The sequence below is a fragment of the Imperialibacter sp. genome (assembly GCF_040222815.1).
GTDB lineage: Bacteria > Bacteroidota > Bacteroidia > Cytophagales > Cyclobacteriaceae > Imperialibacter.
In genome coordinates, this window is sequence record NZ_JAVKCH010000015.1 from 63,264 (window position 1) to 88,354 (window position 25,091).

The 25,091-nt window shown below is 45.4% G+C and carries 15 protein-coding genes and 1 other RNA gene; 4 read left to right on the top strand and 12 right to left on the bottom strand.

From position 1 onward, the window contains the following. Positions 1-8: 8 nt before the first annotated feature. From RIF36_RS04815 to RIF36_RS04835, 5 genes are all read right to left on the bottom strand, one after another. Positions 9-2,207, bottom strand: coding sequence for a peptidase domain-containing ABC transporter (locus RIF36_RS04815; protein WP_350121492.1), 2,199 nt, complete (start codon positions 2,205-2,207; stop codon positions 9-11). Continuing rightward, positions 2,197-3,060 carry a DUF6625 family protein gene (locus tag RIF36_RS04820; RefSeq protein WP_350121495.1) on the bottom strand — a complete coding sequence of 288 codons (864 nt, stop codon included), beginning with the start codon at positions 3,058-3,060 and terminating at the stop codon, positions 2,197-2,199. Before RIF36_RS04820 ends, RIF36_RS04815 begins: the two co-directional genes overlap by 11 nt. Positions 3,061-3,431: 371 nt before the next feature. Then, positions 3,432-5,048: a vitamin K epoxide reductase family protein gene (locus RIF36_RS04825; protein WP_350121498.1), complete on the bottom strand. Its 1,617-nt coding sequence runs from the start codon at positions 5,046-5,048 to the stop codon at positions 3,432-3,434. A gap of 429 nt (positions 5,049-5,477) precedes the next feature. Continuing rightward, entirely contained in the window at positions 5,478-7,223 is a 1,746-nt protein-coding gene (locus tag RIF36_RS04830; RefSeq protein WP_350121501.1) for a RagB/SusD family nutrient uptake outer membrane protein, read from the bottom strand. A gap of 66 nt (positions 7,224-7,289) precedes the next feature. Further along, on the bottom strand, positions 7,290-10,532 hold the full coding sequence (locus RIF36_RS04835; RefSeq protein WP_350121504.1) for a SusC/RagA family TonB-linked outer membrane protein: 3,243 nt from the start codon (positions 10,530-10,532) through the stop codon (positions 7,290-7,292). A 628-nt stretch (positions 10,533-11,160) separates the two neighbouring features. Here RIF36_RS04835 and RIF36_RS04840 point away from each other — a divergent pair. The 3 genes from RIF36_RS04840 to RIF36_RS04850 all read left to right on the top strand — a co-directional run bounded on the left by RIF36_RS04840 (position 11,161) and on the right by RIF36_RS04850 (position 14,458). After that, positions 11,161-11,805 (top strand): O-methyltransferase, encoded by a 645-nt coding sequence (locus RIF36_RS04840; protein WP_350121507.1) that lies wholly within the window; start codon positions 11,161-11,163, stop codon positions 11,803-11,805. 155 nt (positions 11,806-11,960) lie between these two features. Beyond that, positions 11,961-13,910, top strand: a complete 1,950-nt coding sequence (locus tag RIF36_RS04845) for a LysM peptidoglycan-binding domain-containing protein (RefSeq protein ID WP_350121510.1) — start codon at positions 11,961-11,963, stop codon at positions 13,908-13,910. 155 nt (positions 13,911-14,065) lie between these two features. After that, positions 14,066-14,458, top strand: coding sequence for a response regulator (locus RIF36_RS04850; protein ID WP_350119776.1), 393 nt, complete (start codon positions 14,066-14,068; stop codon positions 14,456-14,458). On the opposite strand, the gene RIF36_RS28425 is transcribed toward RIF36_RS04850, so the two are convergent. From RIF36_RS28425 to ssrA, 4 genes are all read right to left on the bottom strand, one after another. Next, a complete protein-coding gene (locus tag RIF36_RS28425; protein WP_502880617.1) occupies positions 14,455-15,021 on the bottom strand; it encodes a DUF8439 domain-containing protein in 567 nt (188 codons plus the stop codon). The two genes, RIF36_RS04850 and RIF36_RS28425, sit on opposite strands and share 4 nt — an antisense overlap. Next, positions 15,021-16,139: a DNA polymerase III subunit gamma/tau gene (gene dnaX / locus RIF36_RS04860; protein WP_350121516.1), complete on the bottom strand. Its 1,119-nt coding sequence runs from the start codon at positions 16,137-16,139 to the stop codon at positions 15,021-15,023. Before dnaX ends, RIF36_RS28425 begins: the two co-directional genes overlap by 1 nt. A gap of 164 nt (positions 16,140-16,303) precedes the next feature. Further along, positions 16,304-17,044: a hypothetical protein gene (locus tag RIF36_RS04865; protein WP_350121519.1), complete on the bottom strand. Its 741-nt coding sequence runs from the start codon at positions 17,042-17,044 to the stop codon at positions 16,304-16,306. Between the two features lie 237 nt (positions 17,045-17,281). Continuing rightward, positions 17,282-17,686, bottom strand: a transfer-messenger RNA (tmRNA) gene (gene ssrA, locus RIF36_RS04870). Between the two features lie 252 nt (positions 17,687-17,938). Between ssrA and RIF36_RS04875 the strand changes: the two genes are divergently transcribed. Beyond that, the gene (locus RIF36_RS04875) at positions 17,939-20,776 is read left to right on the top strand and encodes a carboxypeptidase-like regulatory domain-containing protein (RefSeq protein ID WP_350121522.1); all 2,838 of its coding nucleotides are present in this window, start codon (positions 17,939-17,941) and stop codon (positions 20,774-20,776) included. A gap of 63 nt (positions 20,777-20,839) precedes the next feature. On the opposite strand, the gene RIF36_RS04880 is transcribed toward RIF36_RS04875, so the two are convergent. The 3 genes from RIF36_RS04880 to RIF36_RS04890 form a co-directional block, all read right to left on the bottom strand. Further along, entirely contained in the window at positions 20,840-21,562 is a 723-nt protein-coding gene (locus tag RIF36_RS04880; protein ID WP_350121525.1) for a hypothetical protein, read from the bottom strand. 123 nt (positions 21,563-21,685) lie between these two features. Beyond that, the gene (locus RIF36_RS04885; RefSeq protein ID WP_350121528.1) at positions 21,686-23,422 is read right to left on the bottom strand and encodes a M14 family metallopeptidase; all 1,737 of its coding nucleotides are present in this window, start codon (positions 23,420-23,422) and stop codon (positions 21,686-21,688) included. A gap of 8 nt (positions 23,423-23,430) precedes the next feature. Then, on the bottom strand, positions 23,431-25,089 hold the full coding sequence (locus RIF36_RS04890) for a M14 family metallopeptidase (protein ID WP_350121531.1): 1,659 nt from the start codon (positions 25,087-25,089) through the stop codon (positions 23,431-23,433). Between the last annotated feature and the right edge of the window lie 2 nt (positions 25,090-25,091).

The following is a 25,091-nucleotide window of genomic DNA, read 5'->3' on the forward strand; positions in this document are numbered from 1 at the left end:
TCCTTTCCTTAATTTCCCAGTTCCAATTGGTTTTTCACCAATTCATAATACTTTCCCTTCTTAAGGCTAAGTTCCAAATGACTGCCTTCTTCCACTATCTCACCTTTTTCAATAACGATTATTTTGTCCGCATTCTTTACCGTGCTTAACCTGTGCGCAACTACTATCACAGTCCTGCCTTTGAAAAAAGTTTGCAGGTTTTCCATGATCGACTTCTCATTATTAGCATCCAGGGCATTGGTAGCCTCGTCAAAAAAAAGGAAACTTGGGTTTTTATACACCGCCCGAGCTATTAATAGCCTTTGCTTTTGCCCAGTACTTATGCCTGTGCCTTCGTTCCCAATTTTGGTATTAAATCCCAAGGGCAGTGACTCCACAAAGCTGAGTATATTTGCCACTCTACAGGCATCGACCAACTTTGAATAATCTGGATTCTCATCCCCGACGGCCACGTTTTGAGCGATGCTGTCGCTGAAAATAAATCCGTCTTGCATAACACTGCCACACAACCTTCGCCAATAGCTAGGGCGTAAGTATTTCAAGTTATTATCTCCGATTTTTATCTCGCCTGAATAGCCGTTGTAAAGCATCTGTACAAGCTTCAGAAGCGTGGTTTTACCGCTACCGCTTGTGCCTACTATCGCCGTTACTTTTCCAGCAGGAAATTCGACGTTGATATCAGAAAGCACCCTGGGATTGCCAGCACCCGGGTAGGTGAAACTCACATTTTCAAATATCACGCTGTGCTCTGCAGTTATCTTATCAGCGAATAGCACTCCTTCAGGCTCCTCGTCCTCCAGCTCATGCACCTGGTTAAGTCTTTCCAGCGAAATCTTAGCGTCCTGGGCTTGCTGGCTGAAAGAAATGAGTTGCTCAACAGGGCCGTTAAGCTGGCCAATAATGAACTGAATGGCAAGCATAGCTCCCAAAGTCAAATCACCATCCAGCACCGCCAGAGCGACTATATAGGTGATGAAGATGTTTTTACCCTGATTAAGAAAGAAGCCTCCCGCCTGTTGATATTGGCTTAAAGAAAGAGATTTGAAGTTGAGCTTAAAAAGTCTTGCCTGAATCCCCTCCCATTGCCAACGTTTCAAATGCTCGGCATTGTTTAGCTTGATTTCATTGATGCCAGCAACCATCTGCATGGTAACGGAGTTTTCCTTTGAAGCTACGTCAAATCTCTTAAAGTCCAGCGTCCGCCTTTGTTTCAAAAAGAAGAGTATCCAAATCAGGTAAAGTGTGCTTCCCAAAAAAAAGATTAGAAATACAGTGGTGCTGTAGGTCAGCAGCACAACAGAAAAGACTAAAAGATTAAGTAATGAAAAAAGTGTTTGAAGGGCTGTTCCAGTGATAAAGTTTTCGATACGCCTATGGTCATTTACTCTTTGAAGAATATCTCCTGTGCTTCTGCTTTCGTAAAAACTCAATGGAAGTCTCAACAACTTCATCCAGAAATCAGAAAGAATAGAGAGATTAACGTGCGTGCTTATGAAAAGTAAAATTCGACTTCTAATGAATTCAATAAAAGTCTGAGCAAAAAATAAAGTGAATTGCGCTACCAGCACAATGTGTATAAACTGTAAATTGTTTGTACCTATTCCCGTGTCTACAATGCTTTGGGTCAGATAGGGGAAAATAAGCTGTAACAGACTCCCAATCAACAAACCAAGAACCAACTGAAAAATCTGTGGCTTGTACCTCAAAGAATAGTTGGCGAGGAGTGACCAATCCAGTCCTTTGCTGCGCTCGGCATCTGTCTGATAGAACCCACTCGCCGGCACCAGAAGTAGTGCAATCCCTTTGTCCTTACCCCCTTCTTTTGTCGAAATCCAGTAATTCAAAAACTCCTCCTTAGAATAAACAACCAAACCTTTTGCGGGGTCTGCTACAACAAGCTTCTTCTTAGAGGACGAAGGGGTGAGCACTACAAAGTGGTAATTATCCCAGTATAAAATGCACGGCAATGGTGCGTCGTCAAGAAGCTGGTCAAAGGTCATCTTTGCACTAGTGGTTCTGAAGCCTAGCCCTTCCGCTGCCTCTGAAAGTCCAAGCAGGGATACACCCACCCTGCCTTGCTCTGAGTCTTTCTTCAGGCTCTCACGCCCAACTTCTTTGCCGTAGTGCTTAGATATCATTTTCAGACAAGTAGGACCGCAATCCATTCCGTCCAATTGTCTGTAGACTTTAAACCCCCTAATTGACATCAGCAGCTCTACTTTGCCTGTGATAAATCCTGGTAGGACTGATAAGAAATTCTGAGGGTATCTCCCGTACTGGCATTCTTGGGGTGTACACCTTTTTGAACAAGATCATATGGTACAAAAGAACTTCATAGGTGTTTTTGTAGTACAGTTTACCGTCCGCCCATCGCAATCGGCCGGGTAGCCCCTCTATCACCATGAAATCAAAAAAAGTCCTGATATAGCCTTTCATCTCCGCCTTTTTCACCACGTGCATCATGCTTTCTATTTCCGAATTGATTTCGGACAAAGGTGTATTTTCTGAAAAAGCATGGAACTGAAAATTAGTCTCATCAAAACAGAAATGACGATCAGAAGAAAAAACTTTCTTATAGTCTTTACTCAAGGTAAAGAGCCGATTCATCTTATCATTGTTGCGAAAAAGCAAAAAATACCCCGTCAAGAAATCATGTCTAACGCAGATCAAATCTTTATTGGATAGAAGATCTTCGGTAATAAAACTTCTGATGTCCCCATAAATAACGTCAATATCTCCGTGAGCCCAAAAATCATACCCTTTTACGATATCGTTAAAGAGCATTCCATACGCAGGCTTGAAATCGCACAATTTATACGGATGGCTAATATCGCAACGAATCCCTGTTTTGTTCAAAATAAGTTCTTGAAGTTCTTCGGAATTTTTTCGAAGAACTTGAACATTTTCTGGAAGATTCGTCGAGTCAATTAATACATCACCGACGACGACAAAATCGACGCTTGGGTTGTATCTACACGAGTGAATGAAGTAGCCGAAATACCACGGAACTTCCCCCAAATAACATATGATTACAACTATTTTATGTCTATGAGTCTTCATCCTAAGGAAAATACTACCCCAACCTGCATGTCTCTGCGCTTGCTGGCTGGGGTAATTACAATCTCTACCGGTTAAGGACAGGGGTAATACATAGGGTTATACTCACACCTACAACTACCACCGTACTCAGCCATAGTAAAACAGCCAGCCCCAGGGGGTGCCGATGGATTGTGACAAAAACCACACCATTGACCACTAGATCCAGCCATAATTGTTCGCATCTCCGCTCGGCTTAGAGCGTTCTTAATGTTGACGAAGCTAATTTTTTTGCTTTTCATTCCCATTAATTTTAACAATTTAAAAAAAGTCTGTTTTACCGATAGGTAGGTACAAACCACCAAACCCTTGTCCGGCCTGACAAATATCATTTGCTAAGTGACTACCTCCTTTGATCCTGGAAATTGTTGTGTATAAAGTGACTCGACCAAGCTTGGAATTAAACCGGTCAAGTCTTTTATCTTATAATTTTGAGGTAGTTCGTAACCATTTACAAAAAAAGTCGGCGTCCGTCTTATTTCCGATGCCAAAATCCAGTCAGCATGACTCTTTTCTACATCATAAGTAGCTTGACCAATTTCTTGGCTAAGAGGGTACTGATCAGAAAACTTATTGATATCCATTAGATCATACCAATCCTTTAGCATGAGTTCCGTAAGGTCTGATTCCCTGGGGCTATTAAAAATATTAGTGAGCCAGTATTGAATTAGATACTCATTGGCCGAGACAATGCCGTCTAGAGTCTTTGAAGACTTGACAAATCTAAACGCAACTGACACCTTGTCTGAATATGTAGATACCACTTCTTGAACAAACTTGTGCTGTTCCTTACATGGGTTGCAAAAAAGATTGCTCGCCATGGTGACCCTTATTTCAGCATCAGGGTTGCCAATTAAAATTTCGTATTCGCCAGAGTTGATAGCGAGATGCTTTTGTTGAAAAAGCAAATGCATAAAAACACCGGCAGAATTCTTCACTCTCCCCGCACTAAGTGCTTTTTCAAAATCCTCGTTGGCATCAATTAATCGTTCACTTAACAAGACAACTCCAAATGCAAATGCGACAAATAGTGTCCCAAGACAAAGCATGGATCCGAATTTCAGTTCAGCGATAATAACTTCGCTGGCAAAGAAAGAACCAGTGAAAAGAATGGATTGAAGGATGAGAACAAGGCCGGTCAAAAGACACAAGCGACACCACGTCTTCATTCGGAAATATTGGTAATAAAGTGAATAGACAGTCGCCGGGATTGCGACCATAGAAGCTATGAAAAGCAGGCTCAGAATCTCGCCACGAACTTCGTCAAATGCACTAAAAAGCGTAAAAAGTAGTGCTTGAAACAGAAAGAAGGAAAATGTCAAGTCCGATAATCTAAGCGTGCCGAGGAATTTAGCTCCTCCTGATTCTAAAACTTTGTCGCAATTGGTGTTTACACCTGCATTACAAAAAGCCTCAATGGCCTGGTACTTGATTCCAAGCTCCTTTGCGAACAATAAATAACCGAGTGCAGCCCCTGCAAAGCACGTAGCCAACCAAGCTGCGCCGAAAAATGAAAAAGAGTTAATTAATAAGACAGTAATGAGGGCGCCGACGCTACTCAAAACCACTATCGATGCCACTTTTGCCAACCGTTCTCTCCCTAACTCCGACTTATTTTGAGGATCCGAAACAACCCCAGCCGGTTCAATTTCAATCACTACCCCATTCCATGACACTAGCTCATCTGCCTTCTCCTCCAAATCCCTCTCATTTTCAATTGCAATTATGTCACCCCCACTTCTCTCCAGTGGAAGAAGATAGGGAAACGAAATGGTGTTCAAACTCTCTCTAGCCACACGTTGAATATGATAGTTCAAGCCAAGACGTTGAAAAGTGTCGGCTATGCTTAAGAGAGAAGGATAAGCTTCATGCGACTGTAGCAGTGTCTTAAGATATCGTTGTGAAACGGGTATGTTTAGCCGTTTCATGAATTGGTACAAAAAATCATCCATAACCTACATAAATTCGGATAAATATCTTCCTAAATAAATATAGATAATAACTATGAATATACCAACTTTAAATATTGCTACTCCATATATCCTAAAAGGCATGGTTGCAGGAGGTCATCTAAACTTTTCGGACAATCGTTGATCTAAAAAAGGAGGTTTTCTTTCTAAAAAGACGGCTCCCATACTGGGAACGAATGCTAAAAATAACGTTTGGGTTTGCCTGACAATTGGCAGTCAATATATGTATGAGGAACAACACTATCGCCAGGGGAACACAAAAATTTGGCCATCCCCCTCCGAGTAGCGTAGCACTTAAGGGCAGGCGGTTCAGCTATGCAAAAAAAGTGTTACACCATTGGGATTCGACAAAAAAAAAGAGGTGACGATAACCGCCACCTCTTTTCATCTATTCAAATTATTTAATGCCTATTAATAACCAGCGTTCTGTATCAAAACATCACCCATCAGGTCAATTTGCCCTTGAGGAATTGGAAGAAGAAGGTCTTTAGGGTCAAATGATGCTCCGCCCATAGCGTTTATCAAAAGCTTGCTTTCGTAAGCGATGTAAGCATTAAGGTCTTCAGCTGCAATTCCCCAGCGAACCAGGTCATAGAACCTTTGTCCTTCGCCGGCCAACTCAAGCTTACGCTCCATTCTCACCGCTTTTAGAGCCACAGTCTTATCAGCCCATGGTGTGTCATAGGTGCCAATTACATAGTTGGCAGCAAAACCTGAACCATCATACTCAGTTACCCAAGAAGCCTCATTAGCAGCTCTTTCTCTCACCATGTTTACATACTCTCTGGCTTTCTCCATGCTACCTACTTCAATTTCGCACTCAGCAGCCATCAGCAGCACGTCAGCAAAACGAATGATGTTCACATTCATAGCAGCATAACCTGGTGTCCATGAGCTGTTGTCCTGGTAGGTACCTACGTCAGTTCTATAGTAAACATACTTTTTAGGTGAATAGGGGCCAGCGTTAGCCTGGTTACGGATCCAGTCAAAACCTGGGTGCTCCTGCCAGTCAAGGTAAGGAATACCACGACGACCGATGGTAAAGTCAATTCTAGGATCAAGGTTACCGGCATCTTCTGTAAACGGCTCAGACGACTGAAGATCCTGATCAGTCACTACTTCGTTGGCAGGAAGATTAAAGGCCCTGTCGAACAAAGGAAGACCACTGGCGTCAGTTCTGTAGTGATTGGCTAGCTCGAAAGTAGGAGCAAAGAATCCACAGCAGTTACCTGGGCCATCAGCACCAGTATTGTAAGGCCAGTTAAGGTCAAACTCAGGGTTAGCGTTGTTGACACTTCCTGTTCCTGCAGCTGACTGATAGGCCCATATTGACTCCTCATGGTTGTCATTTTCAGCCTTGAAGATATCAGGGAATGACGCCACTAAGCCAACTGATTTACCATTGCTGGTTACACCGTTATCGATCACATCGTTGAACTGAGTCAAAGCAGCGGCATACTTACCCTGGTAGATTAACACCTTACCAAGAAGGGCCGCAGCAGCTGTTCTATTCACACGACCAACCTGACCTTGAGTCTCAGGAAGGTTTGCCAATGCGAACTGCAAATCAGCCTCAATAAAGGGATACAAGTCCTTATCATTAGCTACTTCGGCCACAGTCACTTCTGTGCTATAGTCGATTGTCTCATCGATGTAAGGCGTATCGTCAAAATTCTTCTTCAGTTCAAAGTAATAGTGACCTCTAAGGAATTTTGCCTGGGCCTCAATGCCAGTCTTAAGCTCATCGCTTACATCGTCGTCAGCATCAGCGAGAAGTGCCAACACATTGTTACATCTGGCAACACCCTCGTACCAACCAGAGTAGGCACCGTTTATCACCCCCTGTGTAGGCAGGTACTCATAGCGCTGAATAGGATTGATATCAGAAAAGTCGCCCGGGTCAGTGCCCTTATTGTGCTCTCCGCCACGAATACTTCCCCAAACCCAGTTAGAGGGAGAAGACATCCTGCCACCTCTACCGTTTACCTGGGAATAGGCAGCAATTAATGCCGCATCCAAACCCTTTGCAGACGTAAGCTGAGCCCTGGAAAGTGTTCCTGTGGGAGCAATTTCAAGAAACTCGTCCTTACAACCGATCACCAGAACCGTTAGGGCTACAACAAGTCCAGCGGCTCCTTTTATTATGTTTTTTTTCATGGTCATCATTCTTTTATATTTTTCAAAAACATCAATAATTAAATTGATCGTTTAATCAAATTGTTTTTAGAAACCGATCTGTAAACCACCTGTAAATGATCTTGTGATCGGGTAGTTTCCAACATCAACACCAAAATTGATGTCAGCATTACCACCTACCGATGGGTCAAGTCCCTCATAACCTGTAATGGTCAACAAGTTGTTAGCAGAAACGAATACTCTCAAGTTGGTCATTTTCAGCCTTGATAAAAGATCAGCAGGCATTTTGTAACCCAACGTAACATTCTGCATTCTTAGGTAAGACCCGTTCTCTACGTAATAAGAGTTGGCCTGCGTGTTGGTGCTAAAGTTAGACGACTTATCAAATACAGGGTGGTCAGTATTTGTGTTGGATGGTGTCCAGCTATTCTTTACACGTTCGGCGATAGAAGCACCTGCAAAAGAAGGATAGAAGTCGGTGAACCACCTTGACTGATTCCAGATTTCATTTCCAATAGATGTATAGAAATATGTAGCCAAGTCAAAGTTCTTATAGCCAAGTGAGAAAGTTAGACCACCTGTGAACGGAGCTACCGGGCTTCCAAGGAATACCCTGTCATCTTCGGTGATTTCTCCATCACCGTCAACATCTCTGTAACGGAAGTGACCAGGAGCAGCACCTGCTTGGTTAGGAGCAGAAGCAACTTCAGCGTCGTTCTGGAACAAGCCCTGCACATCGTATCCGAAGAAAGAAGACAGTGAATAACCACGCTGGTTACGGATAGGAGCAATACCTCTATACGTTTGAGTTCCAGAAGTAAAGAACTCCAGATCGCCTGCAAGGGTCACGATTTCGTTTTTCAGAAACGAACCCGTCACATTCACCTCATAGGTAAGGTCAGACGTCAAATTGCCTCTATTGATGATTTGAAGGTCAATACCCTTGTTACTCATTTCACCAATATTTACAGCAGGCGCTGAAGCGTTGGGGCCAAGTGGAATAGGTACAGGCACAGAGAACAGAAGATCCTTTGTATCTTTTTGCCAGAAGTCAAGGATTACGTCCAATTTACCATCGAAATAAGTACCGTCGATACCAATGTTTTGAGTAACAGATGTTTCCCATTTAGCACCGGAGTTTCCAATTCTTGTCCGGTAAAAACCGTTAGCCGCACTTCCATTAGAGCCCGAGATGTCATACGAAGAAGCGCCAATGCTACCGCCATATAAACTATACTGGTTGTTGGGGTTTATTCCGTTTGCATTACCCATTTGACCCCAACCACCTCTAATTTTCAAGTCATCAATCCAGGTAAGAGACGACATAAAGCTTTCAGATGAAAGTCTCCATGCAGCGGAGAAGGCAGGGAATACACCGTACTTATTGTCAGCACCAAAGCTAGAAGAACCATCACGACGAAGCACAGCACTCACAATATACTTATCGTTCAGAATGTAGTTGGCTCTACCAAAATAAGAAGCGAAGTTAACCCCCTTGTAGTAGAAACTATTAGGTGGGTTTCTTGACCCTAAAGTAGAAATCGTTACAAAATCAGGATCCTGAGAGAAGGGATCCAAACCATTAGCACTCATGCCACGGCCAGTTCCTGTATTCAAGGCTTCCTGACCAACCAAAAGGTCTATGTTGTGGATACCAAACGTCTTTTTGTAGTTAGCAGTATTGGTAAAGTTCCACTGGAAATTCCAACCAGAGTTTTCACTGTAGCTGAAGGCCGAGTTGTTTTCAGAGTTCTCATACTGACGACGACCATATCCCCAACTATAGTTGTTACCATATGCACCACCTACATTGGTTCTCAAAGTCAACCCAGGAATCGGGTCATACTCCAAATAAATATTACCAAAGCCGCTACCTTCAAAACCTCTGTTATTCTGAAGGCCATCACGTGTAGCCACAGGGTTACGTGGGTTGTTAAAGCCTCTTGAAGCAGTACCAGCATAACCACCAAACTCGTCATACACAGGGATGATCGTTGGCATACGGAAGGCAGAAAGAATATCGTTCTCATCATCCGCTACACCCTGCCCACCTTCGTTGCCTTGCTGACCAAGTACTGAACGATAAGTGAACTGCATGTTCTCACCAAAACGAAGGTTGGGAAGCAGGTCAAACTCAGAGTTCGCTCTGAAAGAGTATCTCTTGAAAGTATTATACAATACAATACCGGCCTGATCCTGGATACTGGTGGAGAAGTAGAAACGACTTCTATCTGTACCACCATGAAGGCCAAGGGTCTGCCTTTGAAGTGTCCCAACATTTGTAATTGCATCATACCAATCGGTTCCAGCTCCCGTAGCTGCTCTCGTGATCTGATAAACAGTACCCGCCGAAGGATCTACATTGTACAACGCAGCTTCCGCAGCTGTGTACGTTCCAACACGACCCGACTCACCGCCTACACTAAGGAAATCGGGCATCCGAGGTGTGGTACCGGTTCCAAATTGCGGATGGCTGAATACAGGCTCACGGTTTTCGATGCGTGCCTGGTTGCGCTCAGCATTCCATGTCCACTCAGCAAAGTCTGCAGGATTCATCATTTCAATTCCCTTTCCAGGTGTTGTAAATCCAAACATACTGTTATAATCGATGCTGATCTTCTTCGCTGTCTTAGAACCTTTCTTAGTAGTGTAAACAATTACACCGTTAGCCGCTCTTGCACCATATATAGAGGCAGCAGCCGCATCTTTCAGTACAGTTGTAGACTCAATGTCGTCCGGGCTAAGGAAGTTAGTGTCCTGAACAGGTACACCATCAACCACATACAAAGGAGCATTTCCACCAAACGCACCAAAACCCCTTACCCTGATCTGGCTGGTTGAACCAGGCTGACCATTGGTAATTACGTTTACACCGGCAATACGACCAGCCAATGACTGCTCTACGTTACCCGTTGGGATAACTGCGATGTCTTTCGGCTTTACAGTTGAGATAGAACCGGAAGTTTCACGGCGGTTATCAACTGTGTAACCAGTGATTACCAGTTCCTGAAGCTGCTTTACGTCGAGCGCAAGAGGAACATCAATCACACTTCTTGACCCTACTTCAACTTCCTGGGTAACGTACCCAATGAAGGAGAAAGAAAGTCTCGCACCAGAGCCAACCGAAAGGGAATAGTTTCCGTTAAGGTCAGTCACTGTACCATTGGAAGTTCCTACTTCCAATACGCTCACACCAGGGAAACCTTCCCCAGTTTCGGAATCTGTTATCTTTCCTGTTACTTGTCTGTTCTGTGCAGAGGCATCAGGAGCCACTGCTAGCAGAGCCAGGCAGATCAAAGGAAAAATGTACTTCAGTAATCCTTTTTTCATAAAAATGTAGTTTAAGTGAAGTTGTATATAATTGTTTGAAAAAGGCATCGTTGAATTCGGGCAAGCCATTTCAGCCCAGATACATTCTACTGCATCTGAACAAACCAATAGTCAGTTACGAACAAAGAGGTACTGAAAGTGAAATGGAAAAGCTTGCGCCTGGAACTGTCGCAGAAGGTGCACTCGGAAATGGCGCACAGCGTTTGGGGCACTTGTAACTAAGAACCATAAAACAAATAATTTAAGTAGGTATTGTTCTGAGCAATTGTCGAATTTAAAGAAATTATTTGTTAACGTGTCAAGTTTTCCCAAGAAAATTTGACTGCAATCGATTGCGGGAAATCCGTTTAAATCGTTTGCGTAACCGTTTTCGAGTAATTATTCCTTAAATCCGCTCCCAGATTTATTTCGGGGATCAATATAAAACAGATTTTATACTTTTCCGATATTCCCAAAAAAATCTCACATAACTATTTGATAACCAAAATGTGAATTATTCAAGGCTTGAGTTTCATTGTTAAAAAGAACGAGCAACTCCCTCGCTATTATTGAAAAAAGCATGTAAAACGATCTCTAAAGCCTATTTTTGAATTTATTTTTACGCTAGCAAATATTTTACAACCTTATCATGGATTTCATAGAGGCTGATCTTTTCCGCTATATTGAGGGGCATACTGAACCCGAGCCTGAGCTGTTAGGCCGATTAAACAGGCACACAAATCTCAATGTGCTCAGGCCACGAATGCTTTCCGGACACTTCCAGGGCCGGGTGCTCTCGATGTTCTCGCACATGATCAAACCAACATCAATTCTTGAAATTGGCACCTACACCGGCTATTCGGCCATTTGCCTGGCCGAAGGGCTACAGCAAAATGGAAAGCTGACCACCATCGATATTAATGGAGAGCTTGAAAGCACCGTAAGGAGATTCATAGGCGATTCTCCCTACGGAGAGCAAATTGAGTATATTATTGGTGACGCCATGGCAGAGGTTCCAAAGCTAGCGGCAACTTTTGACCTTGTATTCATCGATGCCGACAAAGCAAACTATACCAACTACTTTGACCTGGTGATTGACAAAGTGAGGCCAGGCGGATACATCATGGCCGACAACGTGCTCTGGAGTGGTAAGGTGCTGGAGAAGAACAGAAAAAAGGACGACCCTGATACGCTCACTATTCTGGCATTTAACAAAAAAGTAGCTGACGATCCCCGGGTGCAAAACGTATTGCTTCCAATCAGAGATGGCCTTATGATGCTCAGGAAGAAATAAATGCTTTAACTATTACTTTGCTGCAGGCAATGTAATAAGTTGGAGTCCAGCAAGATATACTTCATAGTTTGGTGATAACTGCCTGAATACTAGCAGCTTACTTTGGAATTGGCTATTCATTTGTAACTTTGTTTCGAATATTTCCCAACTGGTGTATGCTGGCAAAGTGCCATTTTCGATTCCTTCTCTTAATTATTATCTTCTTCCCGGCCACTGATGGGCTGGCCGATAGCGCCGCACCAAGAGTTCCATCTCAAATGGACTTTGCGGGCATGAAGCTCAAGATCACCGATGCGGCACGATCCGATATCCAGCAGCAGGTAGATGCACTGAGAGCCTCCGACAGGTACTTCCGCTTGAGGCTCGACCTGGTATTGCTGTACTTCCCCATTATAGAAAGAGTAATGAAGGAAGAAAACCTGCCCGACGACATCAAATACCTGGTAATACAGGAGAGCGGCCTGGTTTCCGATGCTGTTTCTTCATCGAATGCGGTTGGGTTCTGGATGTTCAAAGAGCCAGCCGGCCGGGAAGTGGGCCTCCGCATTGACAAATATGTGGACGAACGGCTCAATATAGTTTCCTCTACCAGAGGAGCATGCAAATACATTAAGCGCCACAACTTCTTTTTTAATAACTGGGTTTACTCAGTGATAGCCCATAACACAGGGAAGACCGGCGCTGAAAAGCACGTGAACAAATCCAACTTCGGCGCCGACAAGATGACCATTGATAAGGACACACACTGGTATTTTAAGACTTTTCTGGCTCACATGATCGCCTTTCAGGACGAATTGGGTGGGCGACCCTCGTCAGGCCTTGAGCTGAGAGAGTATACAAAGGGAGCAGACAAGCCGCTTGACAAAATATCGAAAGAGCTGAAGGCAGACGAGGCTCTGGTATTTCAATACAACAAATGGTTAAAGAGAGGCCCGGTACCCAGTGAAAAGGAATACTCGGTGATCATTCCTGTGCAAAAAGGTGAAAAAGTGGACCTCATTGCCAAAAATGAGCAAAAGCAAACCCCGGCGTCCTCTCCTTCCGGTGATAGCGAAGAGATAGTGGCACCCGAAGAAAGTGGCATATTGATTCAGGAAAAGTACCCTGATTTGAAAAAAACCATCGACAGCCGCATTGCTTCATTCATAGTGGAAATAAATGGTATTCCAGCCATTATCGCTACAAAAAGTGATGACCTGAAAACGCTGGCGGCCAAGTCAGGGGTGGAAGTGGCAAAGCTTGAGAAGTTCAATGACTTGCGTCCAAACCAGGCGCTTGAAGAAGGGCAGGTCTATTACCTTAAAAACAAACATTGGAGGTCGAACATTTATTATCATACCGTCAGGCAAGGAGAAACGCTTTGGGAGGTGTCGCAGGAGTACGGCATTAAGCTCAATCAGCTAGCGAGAAAAAACAGAATGTTTACTATCGACAAACCTGAGGTGGGCCGGGTGCTTTGGCTCAGGCAAAGACGACCCTCTTCAGTGGATGTAGAGATAAAAGATAACAGTGAAGACTATTTGCCGGCCATTGTCAAAAGTGAGCCTGCACCGCCCCCACGCAGGGAACCAGCAGTAGTGGTGCGGGAGGAAGAAATACAAGTGACAGAGGCCGTAGAGCCTTTTGATGAGGAGCCCGCTTTGGCGACGGAAGAGCTGATTTTCGAAGAGCAGGAAGAGCCCGAACCTGTTCTCAATGCTTCAAGTGTTGAACAAGAAAAGCAAGAGGAGCGGGTTTTGAGTCCTGCCAACGAAGCCGCCCGGGATATTCATGTCGTCAACAAGGGGGAAACCCTGTACGGTATTGCCCGGCACTATGGAGTCACCAAAGCTGAGCTACAGCAGTGGAATGCCCTTTCTGACAATAGCATTCTGTCAATAGGGCAAGAGCTGTTGTTGATTAAGCGAGACACAAGCAACGTGAAAGAAGTTTTGAATCCATCGGTGCTACCAGCCAACAGGGTGACGGTGCATGTGGTGCAACCTGGCGACACCATGTATTCAATTGCCAGAAAATATGATATTGCAATAGAAAAACTGATGAAACTGAATGATAAACGAAACTTTGTCCTTTCGATTGGCGAAAACCTAAAAGTTACCGATTGATTTTTTTTCTCCCCTTAAGGGCGTAAATTTAAAGCTAAAATCTCAGTCAGTCAGCTTTTTCATTTCGTCACTCGTTTCTTTTTATCACGCAACCTGACAGTGTAGCCTAGAGCTTTTATTAAGTGGAAGAATTTGAACAAAATAGTACCCCAAAAGTGAGCCTTGTCATGCTTGTGGATGACAATGACACCGACAACTTTCTCAGTAAGAAGATAATGGAGCATGTCAATTTTTCCGAAAGTATCCTGATAAAGAATACCGGGAAGAGTGCCCTTGAGTACTTACATCAAAACCAAAACGACCCCCACAAAATCCCGGATATTATTTTCCTTGACATTAATATGCCCATTGTGGATGGTTTCGTGTTCCTCTACGAATACGAAAACTTTCCTCCTCAGCTACACGAAAAAATTAAAGTGGTCGTGTTGTCAAGTTCTAACAACAAACGAGACATCAACCAGTTTCTGAACAACAGGTTTGTTCACCAGTTTATTTCCAAGCCTCTGAGCGAAAAAGCCCTGATGGAACTGTCAGCAGCAGAAGCCTAAAAATCGGTATCTAAATAAAGCTTTTCTTTTAGCTTGAGCAGCAAGGGCTGCTTCTCGGCCAGGTAGTTGAACTTCTCCTTGTCAGTGTAGAGTCTTTGTTTTAGTTCTGCCTCTTTGATGGTTATCCGCAGTGTGACCGTTGGGTTCGAAAGCTCCCTTCTCAAAAACTGAACTAGCTCAGTTTCCTCTACCTTCAAAAATTTACGCTCAATGTCGGTAGACAGCTCTATCTCAACGACCGACTCCTCTCTTTTTAGCAATAGCTTTTTGAAAATCATCTTGAGTGAGTCGGAAATTTTGCCCGCTGATTTCTGCTGCGCAAATTTCTGCCAGGCTTCGGTGAGCTGGTCTTGTGTGTAATCGGACGAAGGAAGCTGACTAACGGCCTCTGCCTCATCGGTGTCATCCGGCTTCGCTTCCTGTACTGCTTCCTTCTTTTCCGCCTTGACGGGAAAAATGCTCGGGGTTTCCTTTTTCTCTGTGCCGCTCTTATAAGTGGTTACAACCGGTCGGGGCGCACTTGTGCCATTTGCTGCACTGGTGTCCTCGGGTTTTTCAGCTATTAGCTCACTTTTTTTTTTGCCCCATTTTCAGGGGCGGGCAAGCTGGCTAGAGAAAAGGCTGCGTTCAAATGAGTCAGCTTCATAAGCGCCAGCTCCACGTGAAGGCGTTGATTTTTGCTGGCCTTGTACTGTATGTCGCACTGGCTCAAAATGTTCAACCCGGAGAGAAGGAAAGAAAGAGAGGTTTTTGACGATTGGTCGCTATACTTTGTTTTGATGCTTTGGGCGACCTGCAAGAGGGAAATCGTTTCCTTGTCTTTACAAACCATCAAATTGCGAAGGTGCTCGCTAAGCCCATTGATGAAGTTGTGGCCGTCGAAGCCGCTTCTGATGATTTCATCAAAAATGAGTAGCACGCCTGACAGGTTTTCTTCCAAAAAGAAATCTACAACCTTAAAATAATAGTCGTAGTCAAGAATGTGGAGGTTCTTGATGGTATCCTGATAAGTGATTTTGTTGCCGGACGAAAAGGTAACGATCAGGTCGAAAATAGAAAGTGCATCTCGCAACGCCCCATCGGCTTTCTGCGAGATCAGGTGAAGTGCTTCTTCCTCTGCTTCTATACCCTCGTTAGCAGCTATCTTCTGTAGCTGTGTAGTGATGTCCGAAATCTCGATCCTGTTGAAGTCATAAATCTGACAACGGGAAAGGATAGTGGGGATCACTTTGTGCTTCTCCGTCGTAGCCAAAATGAAAATGGCATAAGACGGCGGCTCCTCCAGCGTCTTCAAAAAGGCATTGAAGGCCTGGGTGGAGAGCATGTGCACCTCATCGATGATGTATACTTTGTAGTTGCCCTGCTGGGGTGGGTACCGCACCTGATCGATCAGGTTCCTGATGTCGTCCACCGAGTTGTTGGAAGCGGCATCAAGTTCGTAAATGTTCAGGTTGTTGCCGGTTGCCAACGGGTTGGCATTGTCGAACCCGTTGATCATTCGGGCGACAATACGGGCGCAGGTAGTTTTGCCTACGCCTCTGGGGCCGCAAAACAGCAAAGCCTGGGCCAGGTGGTTCTGGTCAATGGCGTTTTTGAGGGTGGTGGTGATATGCTCCTGACCTACAACCTCATCAAAACCAAGGGGGCGGTATTTTCTTGCTGATACTACAAAGCTTTCCATGGGGACGCTCTCTATCGAGCAGGCAATTTATCCTGAATCGGAAATTAAATGAAATGAAAGGGGAGTTAATATGAGGGAGGAGAGGGAAAAGTTATCCACATCGTTTGGCAGGCGCAAGGCAAAATGACCCTGTCCTTATGTACTGCTTATCGCATTACCAAATATTATCCCATCTGCCTGGTCTCCTTCACTATTTCAAATAAATATCCAGCTGGCAGCTTCGGAATAACATAAAAGAAGTTTAGCCCCCCACCTACCTTGGTGTGACTCCAGTCTCTAACTATATGCTGGAAAATGCATTTTTTGGTCGTCTCATCGCAGGAAAAATCCACCTGAATATCCCATCCAGACGGCTGAACACCCTGTCTTAAAAACACTACATCATTAATGGCAAAATCCATCGGCGAGTAAAGTTCTTTCTCTAGCGAGGCCAGTTCTACATCCAGCTCTTCACGAGTAGTAATGAGTTTATCTACTACCTCACGGTTAATTTCGGCGGAAGACGTAACGCAAATGGGATGAAGGTCTTTATCAAACCCAGGGCTTAGGTGGGGACTACGGCACAAATCAATAGCTGTGAAATTGGTCACACATGGCGTACTGTTGTCTATTTTCTTTGCAATCAAATCCCCCTCGAACAAAACTCTTGTGTTCTTTTTTAGGCTGTCTGGCAAATCGTCACAAACTGTTGCTGACAAGAAAACAGGAGGTTCGTTGTCCTCCCTTTTGTGTATGTAGTCCAGATACCCTATTCCATCCTGATAGGTGAGGTACCCCTCTACCCTGACCAATGAATGGATGATTTGGACTTCGTCCTCAATTATTCCAATGGTCTCTTTATCACATGAAGTCACCATCATTAAAATCATCAATACCATGATTTGATCAAATGGGTTTCTTCTCATCGCTGGAAACTTATTTCTGAGAGATTAAATATAGGAAATATATCAACGTGGCCCTTTCAAATATAATAAAAGGAAAGCCATGTGAATGAAGGGCTTACAGGTAATTCCATTTTGGTTAAATAGCGCCGGAGAGCACTGAACGTCAAGAATGGTTCTAGTGAAGCGTTTCATCAAGGGGCCAGCATGTGGCGTGAGCCCCTCCGGCTCCACAAAAAAACCCGCTTTAGGCGGGTTTTTTTGTGGAGCCGGAGGGAGTCGAACCCTCGTCCAGATAAGGGAAAAATGTACCGTCTACATGCATAGTTACCGATTGAATTTTCGACTGCTTGCCGGTAGGCAACATACCAACGCACAGCTTAGCCACTTAATTTCGCAGGTGCTTAGTAGCCTCGCACCCACTAGTTCAACCATGTCGACACCCAAAATCAGCACCGGAAGAACGAGGCACTGGTGGATGTGGCTGGGGAATCTCGCTAGAAACTCGACCCTTTAAGCCTTCACCTCAACGTTAAGTTAAGATTAAGCAGCCATGGCGTAATTAGATTCGCCAATTGTTGTTTGAGTGAATTGCTCACGGATGTACACTCATCACCCGGCACGCAAGCACAAAATCCGTCCTTACTGTCAAAACCAGTCGGCCCCGGAGTCTACGATTTGCAAATAAGGGTACAAATATAGAGCAATAATAGTTCGCAAAGCTGAACCCAATCAGAATTGTTTCGACCTGCAACTCAGTGCTTGCCAACTGGCTACTAACTGTACACCATCCTGTTTTTTAGCAACAAAAAAGCTCTCCGGCTACTCCTTTTTTCAAAAACCACGCTATTAGACTTCAATTTAGGTGTATATTGTTCTTTAATTGTTAAAATTTATACCTACTTAAAAACACCCCAATTGAGACATTTTAGTCATCCACTTTTTATTTTGCTGCTTCTGTTTGGCTTTTTTGTTTCAAAAGGCCAGGTAATTAATGGTCTTGTTACAGACAATGCCACAGGAGAACCCCTCCCCTTTGCGAATGTTTTTGTCGACAACACTACTATAGGCACAGTAACCGACGCCGACGGTAAGTACGTCTTGAAAGGAGTCAGCCCAGGCAAAATGACTTTGGCTGCTTCCTTCGTTGGCTATATTACAAAGTCGGTATCGATTGACCTCAAAGAAGGACAGCCACTGCAAAAAGACTTTTTCCTGGCTCTCCAGGAAAAACAGCTTGACGAGGTGGAGCTTACATCGAGAAGGGACAGAAAATGGGAAAAACAGCTCGAAAGATTTGAAGAAGTTTTTATCGGCAGCAAATACGACCCCTTGGTAAGTAAAACCAAAATCCTGAACCCCTGGGCCATTGATTTCGAGGAAGGGAAGGCCAGCGATGGAATGCGCTATTTTTCTGCCACCTTCAACCAGCCTTTGGAAATTGAAAACCTGGCGCTGGGCTACAAACTGATTTATCATTTGAACGTGTTCAACCAAACCCGAAATGGCACCTTGTATCAAGGCCCGGTGCAGTTTATTGAAATGGACACGCTTTTTGAAGATCTGTCAAAAAAATGCATGGAGAACAGGCAAAAAGCCTATCAGTCTTCATTGCGGCATCTCTTCAAGTCGATGATCAGAGGGGACTTGGCTGCTCAGCACTTCGATGTGTTTCAGGCAAAAAGTTTTGCGCTTACATATATCCGAACTAATAGCTTCGACTACGAACGTGGCAATTCCATTGAGCCTTTCTCTTTGGACAGGGCCGTCAGGCCAGGTCAGCAAATTGGCGAGTTCAAGATCGTTTCCTCCAAACGTTTGGAGGTGCACTACTCTGGTATGTCGTGGCCAAACACCTATTATCACGACATTTACCACCCCATTAGCTGGATTACCCTTAAAGGGGGCTCCACCGAAGTGACGAGCAAAGGTGTGCCTCTCGATCCCTCAGATATTGTCATCTCGGGGCACATGGCCAGGGCCAGGGTGGCGCATCTGCTCCCTCACAATTACACCCCGGGCGACACGGTGTCGGCTTTCAGTTCGACGGAGGAAATCATGATCGCCCAGCAACAATATAAACAGAACAGCCTTCGGGAGAAACCGCATTTGATTACAGACAAGCCGTACTATTACCCGGGGGAAACGATTTGGTTCAGCGGCCAAATGCTGTACCAAAATCCCCTGATGGCCGACACCCTGAGCCGGGTGCTTTATGTTGATCTGATCGACCCATTCCGCCAGATAGTAAAAACAGAGGCATTTCGGATTGAGAACGGCAAAGTCACCGGACAACTTGCTCTTCCGTCATATATACAAGCCGGCGATTACAACCTCAGGGCCTACACACGATGGATGCAGAACTTCCCTTCGAGCGACATTACTTACCAGCCATTGCCAATCATTAATCTTTACGAGACGGTAGTAAATACAACGGTACACGGCGACAAGACAACCGATCCTGATTTATTGATCTCGATCAGCACTGACAACGACCGTTACCGACCCCGCGACAAAGTGCAAGTATCCCTGAGCGTAATGGATACTGACGAAGGGGCCATTTCTTCCAACCTGACTGTGTCGGTTACTGACACACTTCGGGTAGCCTCGGTTCCAACAAGCCCAACATTACAGCAAGCCTATAACTGGGTGCTCAACGGAAAGCCCACCCCCTACTTCACCCAACCGGAATATCAAATCGAATATGGCATTAGTGTGAGTGGGCAGTTTCTTAACAAAAAAGGAGCACCCGAAGCCGCCAATATTACGATAGTGCAAGGCGAATATGAAGACTATGGGGTGGTAGCCGCCGACTCAACGGGTAATTTTTGGGCAAGTGGTTTGCAATTCAACGATAGTTCTGCCATTGCCATGGCTGCTATCAATGAAAAAGGGAAACCGTACGGATCGGTGCAACTGGCAAAGCAAGCCGTACCTGAAGTAAAAGCAAAGCTTACCAAACTCAACCTGACTGTTAAAGAACAGGAGTTGCCGCAGCCCATTTTTTCTCTTCCCAACGATGTCGACTATACACTGCTCAATGAAGTGGTGGTGGAAAGCTCCAAGATTGAACCCTTGTCAGAAAGGAACTATGGCTTTGGCCCTGGCGATAAAACTTTTACCCAGGAGGATATTCAGAGATCTTCCGGGCAGGGAGTGATGTCTATTATTGAAAGAGGCATGCCTGGTTTTAATAGAAATGGCATGTATCGGAAAAACTATGGAGCAGCCAGAGGAAACTATTATCCTACGCCGTTGGTCATTATTGATGGTCAGCGATTTCAGGAACAGGCGCCTCCGGAGCCAGGCAATACAGGAGTTGATTATTTAGACCGGCTCAATCCCGCTGATATTAAAAGCATCACAGTTTACACCTACAACGCCGGAGTTTTCGGCATGGCTGGATTTGACGGTGTTATTATGGTAGAAACGAACCTTGGCGGAGAAAGACAGGCAGACGAAAAACCCACCATTTTCAATAAAGACGGCTTTAGCCTTTACACGGTCAAAGGATACACCCCAGCCCAGGAATTCAGAGCACCCGATTATTCCCAGCGAAAGGAAAGCCATAGCGAGCCCGACACCCGGTCGACCATTTACTGGAATCCTTCACTCATCACAGATAGTGAAACAGGTAAAGCTGAATTTTCTTTCTATGCGGCCGATTCGCCTACTGTGTATAGAATTGTAGTAGAAGGCATGACGGAAGACAATACACCGGTGAGGGAGGTGAGGTATATTGAAGTGAGAAAATAGCCAGAAACAGAAAGCCCTTCAGACTAATGTGGATGAAGGGCTTTCGATCAGGTTTAAGTCCCTTTACAGGTTTTCTACTTCTTCCTGCAAGTTGTTCCGCACAAGTAGTCCGGTTGCCAGGCTCGATAATAATAGCCTGTCTTCCTCACTTAACGACGTGTCCAGCCACACCCTCCCTTTGTTCAGAGTTTCGACGGCCCCTACCACTTTGTCGCCCTGGAGGAATTCATAGCCAAACACCTGTGTTTGCGGGATTTTTGACCCTTGCAGTTTGGTTATTCCTTTTATGGTAAAGTACTCATCGCCTTTTTCATCCAAAACTACTCCCTGGCATTTGGCCGTCAGTTGCTGGTTGTTTGGGTTGAGCAAAAGAAAGTCGAAGCGCTGAAGCTCTGGCTGCGAAAAATAGACGGCACCCGCAAAGACATCCTTTTGTTTGAGCGGAATCTGAAAATAGCCTTTTGCCAGGGAAAGGTGGTTATCCTTCAGGCGGCTGTCTCCCAGAAAGTTTACCCCAGCGCCAGCCTCTTTGTTTACTATGTTAAAAGCAAGGCTTTCCTTTCCGCCGGAAAAGTCAACAAGGAAGGGAACATGATAACTAAAGGTCATGCTGCGGTCAATCTTGCTCGTTTCGTAAGGGCCAAATTTAATGACCTGGTTGACCTGCCAGCCATTTTTGCCCTGAACCTCATACGACTCTGCACTAGTGGCGAAGTCTTGCTGAAGTGAAACCTGAGCAGTTTTGCATGAAACTGCTGCTAAAAAAATAAACGCTAGTCTTTTCATATTGAGTTTTAAAAATGAAAAAGACATAGCAACTCCAATGCCAGATTTATCGTTTCCGACCAGCCAAAAACAAAAAAAGGCCGCACTGGGCAACCTTTTGTATTACAAATCAATTTTAGCGATTTACCTCGTCACCACTCCCCCCTTTTCGCTATCCACTTTCACCGTGTATTTACCAGAGCCGCTCACTATCCAGCGAACGGTTACCGCTTCCATACCCGGTATGTTTTCGACAGGAATTTTGGCAGGAGCTACCTTCTGCTCGGTGGTCTTGTTCATATCCACGTCGGTCACGACCATGCCAGCCACCACATTGGCTCCCTCAAGAGAAATGTAGTCGGGGCGGATGATCTTGTTCTTGGTGTCGTGACTGGAGTGGGTTGGGATCAGCCTTTTGTTGGCAATGGTAGCTGTTACCTGCTTCAATCCGCCGCCAAGGTCTTTTTCTTCTACTTTTTCTATCACCAACTTGGGCGTGTGGTAAGCATGGAAAATCAGGAACGCCATGTTTCTGTGCGCATCATTTTCCAGCAGGAAGCCAGGATTGTCTCTGCCAAAATTCTTTCTAAAGCCACCTATCTCGATCTTGCCAAGCTCGGGATGGTCAAATTCCTTCCAATCCACAAAGGCATCAGTCATCAGCAAGTTCTTCTCAAACTTATACATGTCCTTCTGCACTTCGTCTCCTCTTCTCCCCCCTTTGTAGTCTTTGCCAAACATAAAGTAAGGATGGTACAGCTCGTTGGTGAAAGTGAAAATACCACGGCAGCCATGGAACCAGTCGAGCTCACCACCAAAGGCTGTGTACAAGTCCTTCCAAACCACCATGTAGGTGTAGCCCGGCATAATGCTTTCTCCCAGCTCCCCAATGGCATCATACACCTTGTCGTCGGTGGAGTTATAAGTTCCTCTGTCCTCTTCAGCCCCAGGCCCTCTCAGGATCATGCCACCAGAGTTGTGAAAACTTTGTGCGCCGCCAATATTGGGGTGTTTCATTACAAACTCCATCACGTTCCTGTTTTCAGGCACAGAAAACGGGTACTTATGTGCCCCTCTCTGGATGTACTCAGGCTGCCAGTTCCAACCCCAGTCACGGTTGGGGTCGTAGTAGCCACCCACCCGGTCTTCGTTCACTTCACCGTCTCCATCGTTGTCTTTGCCTTCGTAGCCGAGCATTTCGTATTCACCTGGCTCTCCTGCTTCTACTTCAATCATTTGCCGAGGGTCGGTGGGATCAATGATGTATCGACCATTAGGGTTCTTGCGGCGCATCATGGTCACTTCGCCATCTCCATTCAGGTCGTCATAGCCATCTTCGTCTACCAGACCATCTCTGTCATCATCAATCGGCATCATACCCGAGCGTGGCGTATTCGCTGTGTTAACGCCTTTCATATAGTCGTTCCTGGCATCAGGGTTAATAGTAGGCACGATATAGAAAACCTTGTCGGCCAGCAAATCCTTGATGAAATCGTTGTAGTACCAGCTTTCAGCCAGGTACCAGGCGGTGTACATAGCAAACTCACCACCCTGAATCTCATTGGAGTGAATATTGCCGTCGACGTACATGCCTGGCTTGCGATCCACGTTGCCTTTGGAAAAATCTGTGATGGTCAGGGCAATCATGTCACGCCCTTCATAGGTTTTGCCGATAGTCTCCACCTTTACAAGGTTAGGATGCGCCTCAGACAACTTTTTGGCGATAGCCCACAGTCCTTCGGAGGTGTAGTACCTGTTCCAGCTTACTTGAACCTTGGGGTTCGGTGGGCTACCCGCTGCTTTAAATATCTGATCGGGCGTTTGGGCCGACACACTCAACCCCGCCAAAAGAATGATGAAAGTATATAGTATTCTCTTCATGACTGTTCTTATTTGAGATTGATTGTTTTCGTATCTATTCCAGTCTGCGCCGAGCCTGCAGAAAGCTTCACACTGCCTGAACCCTTCACCAGCCACGACATCGTCACTTTGTCGCCCCCTTCAATGGACGAAATGAGCTTCACCTTGTCGCCGGAAATGATCTGCTGACTACCCGATAATACCATTTCAACTTTGGTCATTCGCACCCATCTTGTCTTTTGAGCCAGTTCAGTCATGGTAGCCAGCGTGCCTGCATTGAAAATGTCGGCAGTAATACGTGTCATTCCCTTGCCAACTGCTTCAGTTGTCAGGTTCTCAATTTTTACCTGTGGCTTCATGGTGGCCAGCTTGGTTATGAACTTGTTCTGCTTGGCCGAGATGTCGGCTACCAAACTGAAAGGCGGATTATAGGGAGCAAAAGGCTTCCAGCTTCCTACTTCCACTTTTTTGCCCGGAAAATCAGGGTGGTTCACTGCCTTCCATTGAACAAACAAATCGTGGTTATTGGCTTCAGCCCAACGCAGGTAGTCCACTTCTTTGTTTTTATCCTTATTGGCTTTGTATTTGGCCTTGGCCGTACTGTCCTCAGGCATTTTAAACTCAGGCCAGCTCCAGGCTGGTGTGCCAAACGAATAGCGGGCGTAATGGAAGTAACCCCACTCCATAAAACCGCCGCCTTGCACAACCGACTGGGCTCCTTCTTTTTTGCCAACGATGTCTGCATAGCTTTTCGACACCAATGCATTGGCGTCAGCATCAGTTTTCAGCATGCCTTTAAGTACTCTTTTGGACGCCTCACCAGCGTTGTATTTTATCGGTGCATTCAAGTTGTCAGAAGAACCAAAAGTAACCAGAGCAAACACATTCCAGCGCTCAAAAAGAAAATCGAGCAGTGCACGGTTTTCCTTGTCGGCGACAGGGAAGTCTCCCGCTCCGGGCTGAAAATAAGGGAAATCCCATGTGAGGGAACTATTGAAATTGATGCCACCAGCGCCGTCTTCATTGAAGGCACCGTCTTTATCGTTATCTGTGCCCTCTGCGAAATAGAGGTAGCCACCTGTTTCGCCGTCCGCTGCCTTTACCATGATGCGGTCGTCGGCTTCGCTTTTTTTCCATTCCCCGGTAGAATCTTCCACACGAATCATGGTCACAAGGCCGTCTCCGTCAAGATCCTCGTAACCATCCTCACCATTTTGGCCGTCACGGTCATCGTCGGTTGCACGGGCGTTGCCAGTTCTGGCGTACTTAAGCGAGGCAAAAAACTGATCCGACGCTTCGGGGTTTACATTGGGCAGCACATAGAAAGTAGTTGTCGCCAGCAGATTCTTCACGGAGTCCGTCTGCGACGAAGCCATCAGCTGCTCGGCAAACTTGAGTGCCAGCTCCGTGCTTACAATATATCGCCCGTCAACCCCACCGGCTACTACAATGGCCGGGTGATTGTCGATATCGCCCGATCCAAGTGTCAGCACCCAAATGTCTTTGCCGTCGTCGGTTTTTCCGATGGACTGTAGTTTGGCCACTGAGGCGTACTGCCTTGAGAGTGATTGTAGCTGAGTAGTTATCTGCTGGCTCGACCGGTAGTCGTCCTGGGCCTGCGAAAATCCATAGGCCAGCGTTACCAAAAGTGTTGTTATTAGGAGCCTCGCCCCTGCTTTTTTAGACATAA

What these genes read in the sequence shown, in the direction of transcription:
- RIF36_RS04815 (WP_350121492.1), bottom strand. Translation starts at nt 2,207, where the DNA reads ATGTCAATTAGGGGGTTTAAAGTCTACAGACAATTGGACGGAATGGAT.
- RIF36_RS04820 (WP_350121495.1), bottom strand. Translation starts at nt 3,060, where the DNA reads ATGAAGACTCATAGACATAAAATAGTTGTAATCATATGTTATTTGGGG.
- RIF36_RS04825 (WP_350121498.1), bottom strand. Translation starts at nt 5,048, where the DNA reads ATGGATGATTTTTTGTACCAATTCATGAAACGGCTAAACATACCCGTT.
- RIF36_RS04830 (WP_350121501.1), bottom strand. Translation starts at nt 7,223, where the DNA reads ATGAAAAAAAACATAATAAAAGGAGCCGCTGGACTTGTTGTAGCCCTA.
- RIF36_RS04835 (WP_350121504.1), bottom strand. Translation starts at nt 10,532, where the DNA reads ATGAAAAAAGGATTACTGAAGTACATTTTTCCTTTGATCTGCCTGGCT.
- RIF36_RS04840 (WP_350121507.1), top strand. Translation starts at nt 11,161, where the DNA reads ATGGATTTCATAGAGGCTGATCTTTTCCGCTATATTGAGGGGCATACT.
- RIF36_RS04845 (WP_350121510.1), top strand. Translation starts at nt 11,961, where the DNA reads ATGCTGGCAAAGTGCCATTTTCGATTCCTTCTCTTAATTATTATCTTC.
- dnaX (WP_350121516.1), bottom strand. Translation starts at nt 16,139, where the DNA reads ATGGAAAGCTTTGTAGTATCAGCAAGAAAATACCGCCCCCTTGGTTTT.
- RIF36_RS04865 (WP_350121519.1), bottom strand. Translation starts at nt 17,044, where the DNA reads ATGAGAAGAAACCCATTTGATCAAATCATGGTATTGATGATTTTAATG.
- RIF36_RS04880 (WP_350121525.1), bottom strand. Translation starts at nt 21,562, where the DNA reads ATGAAAAGACTAGCGTTTATTTTTTTAGCAGCAGTTTCATGCAAAACT.
- RIF36_RS04885 (WP_350121528.1), bottom strand. Translation starts at nt 23,422, where the DNA reads ATGAAGAGAATACTATATACTTTCATCATTCTTTTGGCGGGGTTGAGT.
- RIF36_RS04890 (WP_350121531.1), bottom strand. Translation starts at nt 25,089, where the DNA reads ATGTCTAAAAAAGCAGGGGCGAGGCTCCTAATAACAACACTTTTGGTA.